This is a genomic window from Mesorhizobium sp. M5C.F.Cr.IN.023.01.1.1, from assembly GCF_003997585.1.
Lineage (GTDB): Bacteria > Pseudomonadota > Alphaproteobacteria > Rhizobiales > Rhizobiaceae > Mesorhizobium > Mesorhizobium wenxiniae.
The window spans coordinates 22601-32419 of sequence record NZ_RZSU01000072.1; the positions used below are offsets into that span (position 1 = coordinate 22601).

General features: G+C 61.0%; 12 protein-coding genes. 6 read left to right on the top strand and 6 right to left on the bottom strand.

Features of this window, described 5'->3' with window-relative positions; genetic code table 11:
• Positions 1-10 precede the first annotated feature (10 nt).
• The 5 genes from EOA78_RS24560 to EOA78_RS24580 all read right to left on the bottom strand — a co-directional run bounded on the left by EOA78_RS24560 (position 11) and on the right by EOA78_RS24580 (position 4160).
• Positions 11-748, bottom strand: coding sequence for a CpaD family pilus assembly protein (locus tag EOA78_RS24560; protein ID WP_127317374.1), 738 nt, complete (start codon positions 746-748; stop codon positions 11-13).
• Positions 749-762: 14 nt separating this feature from the next.
• On the bottom strand, positions 763-2292 hold the full coding sequence (locus EOA78_RS24565) for a type II and III secretion system protein family protein (protein ID WP_127317375.1): 1530 nt from the start codon (positions 2290-2292) through the stop codon (positions 763-765).
• On the bottom strand, positions 2289-3101 hold the full coding sequence (gene cpaB, locus EOA78_RS24570; protein WP_065006124.1) for a Flp pilus assembly protein CpaB: 813 nt from the start codon (positions 3099-3101) through the stop codon (positions 2289-2291). Before cpaB ends, EOA78_RS24565 begins: the two co-directional genes overlap by 4 nt.
• Positions 3102-3323: 222 nt before the next feature.
• Positions 3324-3842, bottom strand: coding sequence for a prepilin peptidase (locus EOA78_RS24575; RefSeq protein WP_127317381.1), 519 nt, complete (start codon positions 3840-3842; stop codon positions 3324-3326).
• A gap of 147 nt (positions 3843-3989) precedes the next feature.
• Positions 3990-4160, bottom strand: a complete 171-nt coding sequence (locus EOA78_RS24580; RefSeq protein WP_127212514.1) for a Flp family type IVb pilin — start codon at positions 4158-4160, stop codon at positions 3990-3992.
• A 352-nt stretch (positions 4161-4512) separates the two neighbouring features.
• On the opposite strand from EOA78_RS24580, the gene EOA78_RS24585 reads away from it, so the two are divergent.
• From EOA78_RS24585 to EOA78_RS24595, 3 genes are all read left to right on the top strand, one after another.
• Positions 4513-4935 carry a pilus assembly protein N-terminal domain-containing protein gene (locus EOA78_RS24585; RefSeq protein WP_127317376.1) on the top strand — a complete coding sequence of 141 codons (423 nt, stop codon included), beginning with the start codon at positions 4513-4515 and terminating at the stop codon, positions 4933-4935.
• Between the two features lie 152 nt (positions 4936-5087).
• Positions 5088-5645, top strand: a complete 558-nt coding sequence (locus EOA78_RS24590) for a TadE/TadG family type IV pilus assembly protein (protein WP_095517024.1) — start codon at positions 5088-5090, stop codon at positions 5643-5645.
• A gap of 37 nt (positions 5646-5682) precedes the next feature.
• Complete coding sequence (locus tag EOA78_RS24595) at positions 5683-6303, top strand: TadE/TadG family type IV pilus assembly protein (RefSeq protein ID WP_127317377.1); 621 nt, start codon at positions 5683-5685, stop codon at positions 6301-6303.
• A 30-nt stretch (positions 6304-6333) separates the two neighbouring features.
• Here EOA78_RS24595 and EOA78_RS24600 read toward each other — a convergent pair whose 3' ends face one another.
• A complete protein-coding gene (locus tag EOA78_RS24600) occupies positions 6334-6924 on the bottom strand; it encodes a PhnD/SsuA/transferrin family substrate-binding protein (RefSeq protein WP_348628504.1) in 591 nt (196 codons plus the stop codon).
• A gap of 467 nt (positions 6925-7391) precedes the next feature.
• On the opposite strand from EOA78_RS24600, the gene EOA78_RS24605 reads away from it, so the two are divergent.
• The 3 genes from EOA78_RS24605 to EOA78_RS24615 all read left to right on the top strand — a co-directional run.
• On the top strand, positions 7392-8630 hold the full coding sequence (locus tag EOA78_RS24605) for a phosphopentomutase (RefSeq protein WP_127317378.1): 1239 nt from the start codon (positions 7392-7394) through the stop codon (positions 8628-8630).
• Complete coding sequence (mutM, locus tag EOA78_RS24610) at positions 8623-9531, top strand: bifunctional DNA-formamidopyrimidine glycosylase/DNA-(apurinic or apyrimidinic site) lyase (protein ID WP_127317379.1); 909 nt, start codon at positions 8623-8625, stop codon at positions 9529-9531. Before EOA78_RS24605 ends, mutM begins: the two co-directional genes overlap by 8 nt.
• 83 nt (positions 9532-9614) lie before the next feature.
• Positions 9615-9819, top strand: a 205-nt coding sequence (locus EOA78_RS24615; protein WP_206533489.1) for an enoyl-CoA hydratase-related protein, incomplete at its 3' end; no start/stop codon positions are given.

Genomic DNA, 9819 nt, shown 5'->3' on the forward strand with positions numbered 1-9819 from the left:
CGGCTCAAGCTCAATACTCAACTTCCGAATTTCCGAAAAACTCTTCCGAAATGCCTCTCTGGCGGTAGACGTCGATCACCGCGCCGCGATTTTCCGCGTCGATATCGGATTGCTTGCGCGGTCCGAGCAGATCGGTCGGATTTACCATCTGGGCGGCAAGATTGTTCTGATACGAGCAACCGAAATCGGCATAGTGCTTGTTTTCCGAGGTCTGCAGCAGGTCTTCGGGCCAGCGCCCGCATCTGTCGGTCTGGGCCTTCACCGAGACATAGGCGACGCGGATCGGCGCCGACGCTTCGGCCGAAACCGACTGGTAGCTGGTCATGACGATCCGGTTCCGGCTGATGCCGCTGGCAATCGCAAGTCTGGCGAAATCGCGACCGGCCGCGGTCGCGGCGATCTCGTTGGCCGAACCGCTCGGGATCGAGATCGTCAGGGTCGGAGCGGCGCTCTTGTCATAGCCGTCCAGGAAGCCCAGAAGTGTGTCGCGCTGAGACCCGGTCATGCCGCGATCGCCGGCGCCCACCGGAAGATCGATCTTCTCGTTCTTCTCCGCAATCACGATCGGATGGTTGGTGCGATAGTCATCCGGAACAGCGCCGACCGTGATGCTGTCCCGGTTGGCGCAGCCCGCCAGCAATGCCGCGACTGCAACCGCCAGGACCGGAATGGCCGGCCGGTAGAGCCGCGAATGGCCGGGCCGCATCGCTGCGGTGATGGTCCTTGCCTTAAACGCTGACTGAGACATGTCCGCTTCCCCGCTTACTTGTAGATGAAACCGACAACGCCGTGATAACGGCCGTTGGGTTTGTCGGTCTGCATGCTGCCGTAGACGCGATTGACACGGCCAAGGAACATGCCGGCGCCATCGCTGGCGGCGTTGAAATTATCGTCCGGCTTGGCAAGAGCGTTGCGCGCCACCGGCTTCACCAGGTACGGCGTTATGATGATGACCAGCTCGGTCTCGTTGCGAACGAAATCCCGACTGCGGAACAGCGTGCCAAGCACTGGGATCTTGGTCAGCCCAGGCAGGCCGTTGACCGCCTGCCTGAGATCGTCGCGGACGAGGCCGGCGATCATCATCGAGCCGCCGGAGGGCAGCTCTACTGTCGTGTCGGCCAAGCGTTTGCGGAGCGACAGGACGTTCATGCCGGGGCTTGTTACACCCTCGGACAAAGATACTGATCCCTCCGTTGTCGGCTCGGAAACCGAAGTCCTGACCTTCAAGCTGATGCGGCCGGGAGAGAGCACCACCGGCTGGAATTCCAGGCCAATACCGTATTCGATCTTCTCGATTGAATACGTCTTCAAACCGGTCTGATTATCGTCGGATACGGCTTGGGAAACGCTGCTCGCCATATTGTACTCGCCGCCGACTTTGAAAGTCGCCTTCTCGCCGGATACGGCCGTCAATGTTGGCTCGGCCAGAGTTTTCATGACGCCCGACTGTTCCATAGCGTTGACGTAGGCATCCAGCGTCGAGCCGCCGATAGCGAAGCCAGAATTCGACAGCGACTTGCCTAAACCGGTGAAATTGTCGCTTACCGCACCCCAACTGATGCCATTGCTGTCACCGTTGCCGATCAGGTTGACGCCGAGTTGCTTCATCACCGAGCGGCTGACTTCGGCCACCGTCACCTTGAGCGTCACCTGGTCGTCGCCGATGATCTGCAGCAGGTTGACGATCTGGCTGACGCGACGCTCGGAATCCGGATTGTCGATGTCGACACCGGCTTCGGCCGAGCCGCCGGAGGCGGTCTGCGAATATTGTCCCGTGGTCGCTTCACCGCCGGACACGAAGATGGTGGCCAGATCGACCGCGCGCTTGGCATCCAAGGGCGTGTCCACGGTTCCGGTCAGGACGACGTTGTCGTTCAGCAATTCGACCGTGATGGTCGATGACGGGATGAAGCGCCTGATATAGTCTTCCAGCCCGGCAACGTCGCGTTCGACTGCCAGATCCAGGCTGACGATCTGTTCGCCATTGGGGCCGAAGACGAAGATGTTGGTGTCGCCCACCGCCTTTCCGAACAGATAGATGCGCCTGGCGGTGCGGGTCACCGCATCGGCGACCGCCGGATTGGCGACGAGAATATCATAGGCATCGCTCGGCAGGTCGATGACCACCGATTTGTTGAGGCCGAGCTTGACGCGCTGGGTGGCGGTCGTAGCCGACACCTCGGCCTCCCTGCCTGCCGCATTAGCCTCGACGGGGCCTTGCGCATTCGTCCCAATGAGGAACAGGCCGATAGCCGCAGCCAGGGCGACCGGCAGTCTAGCGTTTAGCCTCATTGCCTTGCCCCCACTTCGGAAACTTCGCCTGACTTGATCAATCGTACTGTTCCGCGCCGCCCATTGCCGGAAACGAGATAATCGGCCTCGCCCAGATTCTTCTCCTGGGTGTCGCTGATCGACCGCAGCGCCAATGTCAGGCGATCCGCCATTTGCTGAGCGACGGTGATGATTTCCGCCTGCTGCGATGTCAGTTCCAGTGTCGCGGTCTGGCCGACCCTGGTCCTCTTGCCTTCCTCGTCCTCCTGGATGGTCTGGTCGATTGCCAGGACGCGAATGTTCTTGAGGATGGTTTCGGTCGTAAAACCGCTGCCGCCGCCCGCGGCATCGGCTCTGCGGGTCATGATGACATCGACGAAATCATTGGGAAGAATGAAGCCGCCGGCCGAAGTGTCGGCCGATACGGCTGTGGCGACGGCCCGCATGCCGGAGGGCAGGATCGACGACATGAAGCTCTGTCCCTCGCCGATCAGCTTGGACCGCCGCAGCGGCTCGCCGGCATACATCGCGACACGGGCGACGCCGCCTTTCAGCTTCTCAAGCGCATCGGGCTCGGCGGCGCGGGTGATGAAATTTGCGTTGACGCCGTCGGCCGGCCAGGACTGCCAGCTGATGTTGTTCTCGAGCGGGCTGCCCATCGGAACGTCGCCTGACAGGACAAGCACGTCCTGCAGCGCGATTGCCGGCGCCGTGGGGCCGGAATCGACGATTTGAGGCGGCGGAGCCGCCACCATGTTTTTTGCAACATATCCTGCGCCACCCGCCGCAGCCACCGCCACGCCTAGAATGATCAGTCGGGATGCTGGCATCTGTCCGAACCTCGCCTTGGCAAACCACGTAGCCAAGCCGGACCTTGCAGCGGCAATCGTCAAAACAAGGTTAATTTAATACTTACGATCGTGATTAATTTAAGGTTTACATAAATTTGAGGCATCGCTCCGGACCGCAAAAAAGGCTGCCAAGCTGCCTGCTTCAACGCCAAATCGAAGAATGGTAGGCATGGTCTGACGAGAAAATGTTGGCGGCGAGAATCAGACCGCCAGCCTTGCAAGTGCCCACGTCATCAAGGGCGAATTCGGAAATGTGAGCAGGCCGCCAATGCCAAGCGCGATGCCATAGGGAACGCCTGATGTCTCGTCGGCGAAATGGCGTAAAAACGGATTATGGCTTGTAACGGCCGCAAGCGGCGATTTCCGATAGACAAGGATTGCGAGCGTCAGCAGGCCACCGATGAATGTCGAGACCACGAGATATTGGATGAGATCGACATTGAGCCCCATCCACACGGCAGTGGCGGCCAGCAGCTTGGCGTCGCCGCCTCCCATGCCGCCGAGCGCGAACAGACCGAAGGTCACGGCGAGAACCAAGCCACCGGCGGCGAAATGCCAGCCATAGGTTGCCCAGTCCATTCCCGTCAGCGGCGCGACCAGGGCGAAGACTGCCACAAGCAGCACCGGCACGCGATTGGCGATCGTCATCGACAGCATGTCGGAGATCGCGGCGAAAAGCATGCAGAACGGAAAGACGACGAAGATCAGGGCTTCAAGCATCTGCGCGGGGCCTATGGTCAACTATGCCTAGCCCAGCTTAGACATGTTCGATTAACGATTGATGAGGCTGCGAGCTGAAATCTGCGGTACGACGAAACAGGGCCGCCAGTGAGGCGGCCCTGTTCAACGACAAGACGTCGTGATCTGTTACGAATTGTTGATCGAAGTGGCGATCCCGTTGAACTTCGCGTTCAGCGCGTTGCCCAGCGAGCCGGCGCCGACCATGATGGCGAGCGCGATGAGAGCGGCGATCAGACCGTATTCGATAGCGGTCGCGCCGGATTCGTCCTTCACAAAACGTGCAATGAGATTAGACATTCGAGAGCTCCTACTCCACGTGTTACAGCAGTTCCGTCAACTTCTCTTGGCGGCTGATCGGATATTGCCAATCTACGGAGAAGCTCTTTCGATCGGCTTAATAAACAGCCTTACCGATTCCTTTCCGGCTTCGATGACATTGCGTGGTTAACCGTAAACTAAGTGACGCTATGGCCCGACAGGCACGTCACGGGCCGCGAAAGGCGCAATTTAGCGATTTGGGAAAAGGGCCGCCCCCTGCAGGCGATCACGATTCCGATCCCGACATCACCACAGCACTTCTCCGATTAACCGTTGGTTCACCAATCTCGTTCATGTTCCGTTGAGCAGTTTGCCGCCGTGGAGCGCTTCAATGACCGGGCCGAGATCGTCCTTTCCGATTGCCGCGCTCCTTGCCGCCGCGGCCTTTGTCGTGCCGGTCAAGGCTGGCGCCGGCATCGAGGTCACGATGAATCAGGCGAAGATCGTCAAACTGTCGCGCGCCGCCGATACGATTGTCGTCGGCAACCCGGCGATCGCCGACGCCTCCGTGCAGGATGCTTCGACGATCGTGCTGACGGGCAAAGGCTTCGGCGTCACCAACCTCGTCGTCCTCGATCAAGAGGGCCGTCCGATCGTCGACGAGCAGATCACCGTCGTGCGGCAGGATGCGTCGTCGGTGCGCATCTATCGGCGTGCCGAAATACAGACCATGTCCTGCACGCCGTATTGCGAAAGCTCGTACAAAAGCGATGCGGAGAAGGCCTCGGAAGCCGAGATGAGCGCCGGCCGGTAACGAGCGGATTGTTCTCACCCCGCTGAAATGCCGCTTCGGTTGTCGGCCTGTTAAAGCCTCTCCCTCAAATTTAACGATCATACAAACCGCACTTCAATGGCTTTCCGCTAATATTCCCTCCGACACCCCTTCAGGATCGGCAGACACGGGACATGATCAGAGCAGGACTCGCAGGCTTTTCCGCGCGCTTCCTTGGCGACCGGCGCGGCAGCACGGCTTTGGAGTTCGCGATGCTTGCCGTGCCATTTGCGCTCCTCATCTTTGCCATACTGGAGAGCTGCATATCATTTGCCGGGCAAGAGGTGATGGCCAACATCACCGACGATGTCGCGCGCCAGCTTCGGACGGGCCAGGTAAGGCAGGCCGATGTGACCGAGGCCACGCTGAAGACCATGATCTGCAGCCGGCTGGAGATCATGGTCGCCAAGGACTGCCCGGGATTGGAGGTGGACCTGCGCGAGTATCCGACCTTCGCCGCCGCGGCCCAGGCGGGCTTCAAGATCCAAGACCGCGAAATCGTGCTGACCGGCACGGACCCCGCGGCTTTTACGGTATCCCCAGGCTTGGCTGAATCAATAAACATGCTGCGGGTTTTTTATAAATGGCCCGTCATGACCGATTTCATGGCCAAGTCGATGGCCAATCTGAAAGACGGCAACACGCTGCATTTCGCATCGGTGACCTGGCAGAACGAGCCGTTCGACAATTGAAAACGCACCGTTGCGTGGGTGGGAAAAGGACGAAGGCATGGGGCGTGCGGGGGCACATGAGTGGATCGCTGGGATATGCACGAAAACCATCCGGTTCTGCTCCGATCGCCGCGGTGTCGCGGCCGTTGAGTTTGCCTTCATCGTGCCCGTCCTGCTGATCATGTACTTCATGACCATGGAAGCCTCACAAGCCATCGAGACCAGCAAAAAGGTCAGTCGCATCGGCAGCATGGTGGCGGATCTCGTTACCCAGCAGCAGACCATCACGGCAGCCGATCTCGATGCGATCATGCAGATCGGCAACTCCACCCTTCAGCCGTACAACCGATCGACCCCGGAAATCATCATCACCGCAATACAGGTCACGGACGAAACGACGCCGAAGGCACTGGTCGTGTGGTCACGCAAGATGGTCGGTAGCGCCTTCAGCGCCGCCACCGCCAAAAACTCCATCACCAAGGTTCCACCGGCGCTCGAGATCAAGGGTACCTTTCTCATTCGCGTCGAAAGTAATCTCGCATACCAGCCGATCATCACCTGGTCGGTGGACAGTGAGAAGCGGCTCGGATTGAGTTCGGCTTTCGACTCGATATCGATGGGCGAAACCTATTATCTCAGGCCCCGCAGGAGCCCGACGATTCCCTGCAGCACCTGCTGAAACGACCGCGCACGACTCCGGCCGCCATTGCTATCGGCCGTTGCCTGACACCAGGCGCACGATGGCTGCAGCCATCGCGTAATCCTTCGGGCCAGCGACGGCGAAGCCGCCGGAATGTTTCGATTCCAGAAGATCGTAGACATCCGGCGACATCGATCTGAGATTGATGAGAAACACCGTGAGCCGCCGTTTGGCTTCGGGATCGAGATCGCTGCGGACGGCATGGGGACCATACCGCAGCAGGCCGGACGTCCACACGACCTGAAGTGCTGCTTTCGAAAGCCCTGCCATTTCCAGCCTGGCGACCGTGCCGCCCGCAACATCCGGCTGGCCATCGGCCACCGCCGGCATCCAGCCGAAGATGGCATCGGCCTCGCCATCGACCAGCATCGTTTCAGCCGCCGCAGCCGAATTGGCGTGCGTCAGAAATGGCGCATCCTTGGCGATCATGACGCCTTCGGCCAGCCCGGCAAGCGGCAAAAGAGAACCGCCGACACTGTCCGGAGGCACCATGGCGACCCGATGTGCCTCCATCGCGGCCAGATCTGGGACCTTGCCGTCCCGCGTCAGCAAGACGGATCGGATGCCGATCACGCCGCCGGAATCGACAGGGCGCCACAAGAGGCTCGACGCATTCGCAACGTTCGGATGCGGTCGCCGAATAGACCGCATATTTGATGTGGGCGTTGGCTTGCGCCTCGATCAGCGCCCCGTAGTCGCGGGAAACGACAAACTCCACCTTCATGCCGAGCGCCTTGGTGTAGGCGTCCGTCAACAGCGCCAGACCCGGAACGGTGTTGCCGGCGCCGGGCTCGGCGACGATGCCGACACGAAACGTGCCGATGTCATCCCGCCAGTCGGCGCGCACCGGGTTTGACTAGGCCGCACCCAGCAGCGTCATGATGACTGCGGAGGCCTTCAAGGCATGCCTCATGTGAGTTCCCCGCTGGTTTTCGTCGATCCACGCCGATGTCGGCATTTCGCCACATCTCAACTATCGCGCCAAGCCGTCTGCTTCCGAATTGCCAATGGCGGCGCGGCCCCCTATGTCTGGGCGGACAGACAAACGATAATAATGAATCCCTGCAATGGCGCGCGCCTTCCTTTTTGTTCTCGATTCCTTCGGCATCGGCGGCGCGGCCGACGCAGAGCGCTATGGCGACGCCGGTTCCAACACGTTCGGACACATCGCTAGAGCCTGCGCCGAAGGCCGGGCGGATCGCGAGGGGCTGCGCAAAGGCCCGCTTTTCGTACCCAACATGCTCTCGCTCGGCCTGGGCCACGCGGCGAAAACCGCGACAGGATTCAGCATCGACAGCGGCGGCGAGGCCCAGCTCGCCTCCGCCTTCCATGGCGCGGCGCAGGAGATTTCGAGCGGTAAGGACACGCCATCGGGCCATTGGGAAATCGCCGCCTTGCCGGTTCGCTTCGACTGGGGCTATTTCCCGGACACGGTTCCCGCCTTTCCAGCCGAACTGACCGAAGCGATCATCCGCGAAGGAGAGGTGCCGGGCATTCTCGGCAATTGCCATGCCCCGGGCACCGAGATCATCGAGCGTTTCGGGGAGGAGCATATCCGCACCGGCAAGCCGATCTGCTACACGTCGGTCGACTCCGTCCTGCAGATCGCCGCGCATGAAGTTCACTTCGGCCTGGAACGGCTCTACGAATTCTGCAAGGTGGTGCGCAGGCTGGTCGATCCGCTGAACATCGGACGGGTGATCGCGCGGCCCTTCATTGGGGAAGCCGCCGCCAGCTTCGAACGGACGCACAACCGCCGGGACTATTCGGTGCCGCCGCCTGAACCGACTCTGCTCGACCGGTTGACGGCGCGCGGCAGCCGGGTCATCGCGGTCGGCAAGATCGGCGACATCTTCGCCCATCGCGGCATTTCGGAAGTGCGCAAGGCCGCCGGCAACATGGCAATGTTCGACAAGGCGCTCGGCGCGATGGCTGACGCGGGCGACGGCGATCTCGTCTTCGCCAATTTCGTCGATTTCGACACAGAGTTCGGCCATCGGCGCGATGTTGCCGGCTATGCCGCGGCGCTCGAGGCCTTCGACCGGCGGCTGCCGGAGGCGCTTGCACGACTGAGGCAAGGCGACCTTCTCATCCTCACGGCAGACCATGGCAACGATCCGACCTGGCACGGCACCGATCATACACGCGAACGCATTCCAGTGATCGGCACGGGACCAGGTTTTGACGGCGACATTGGGCTCAGAACGACGTTCGCCGACATCGGTGAAACCGTCGCCGAGCATCTTGGGCTGGCACGCGGCCGTCACGGCACCTCCTTCTATGCAACGATAGGCGGCCATGCCTGAGTTGCCTGAGGTCGAAACGGTGCGACGGGGCCTGCAGCCGGTTCTGGAAGGCGCCCATATCGTCCGCGTCGAGGCACGCCGGCCCGACCTGCGCTTTCCGTTTCCCGAAAAATTCTTGGAGAGGCTGACCGGCAAGACAATTACAGCGCTCGGCCGCCGGGCCAAATACCTGACGATGCATCTGAAAGGCGGTCCGGTGCTGATCTGCCATCTCGGCATGTCGGGGTCGTTCCGCATCGAAACGTCCGATGACAGCGAAATGCCCGATAGCAGCGAAGTGTTGGGCGCGTTTTATCACGAGCGCTCGAAAAGCGCGGTACACGACCATGTCGTCTTCCATATCGTTTCTCCCGAAGGCGCCCGGTCCCGCGTGACCTTCAACGATCCGCGCCGTTTCGGCTTCATGCTGTTTTCCGAAGGGGCGCCCGACACGCATCCGATGCTCGCGGGGCTGGGCGTCGAGCCGACAGGCAATGCGTTGGACGGCGAGTTGGTCGCCTCGCTGCTGAAAGGCCGGAAGTCGCCGCTGAAGGCAGCACTTCTCGATCAGCGGCTGATCGCCGGGCTCGGAAATATCTATGTGTCGGAGGCCCTGTGGCGCGCCGGTCTGTCGCCGTTGCGCGAGGCGGGCACCATCGCAAGTCCTGGAAAGAAGGCCAAACAGCAGCGCGACGCCCTGGCCGAAGCCATCCGCGCGGTGATCGCCGACGCGATCGCCGCCGGCGGATCGTCGTTGCGCGACTATATGCAGACCGACGGGTCGCTGGGCTATTTCCAGCATTCGTTCGCGGTCTACGATCGCGAGGGCGAACCCTGCTCCAAGCACGGCTGTGGCGGCCATATAGAGCGCATAGTGCAAAGCGGGCGTTCCACCTTCTATTGCCGGACCTGTCAGTTGTGAGCTAGGTGCCGGGTGTGACCTAGATGCCGAGTATGAGCTGGACGCCAGATGTAAGTTAGATGACTGAGTGAGGAGATACAGTCATGGCATATGAAACGATCATCGTGGAAACCCGCGGCAAGGTCGGGCTGATCACGCTTAACCGGCCGAAGGCGCTCAATGCGCTGAACTCCCAGGTCCTGGCGGAAATGGTCGCGGCCGTGAATGGCTTCTGCGCGAATGCCGACATCGGCGCGATGGTCATCACCGGCTCCGAAAAAGCCTTCGCGGCAGGTGCGGACATCAAGG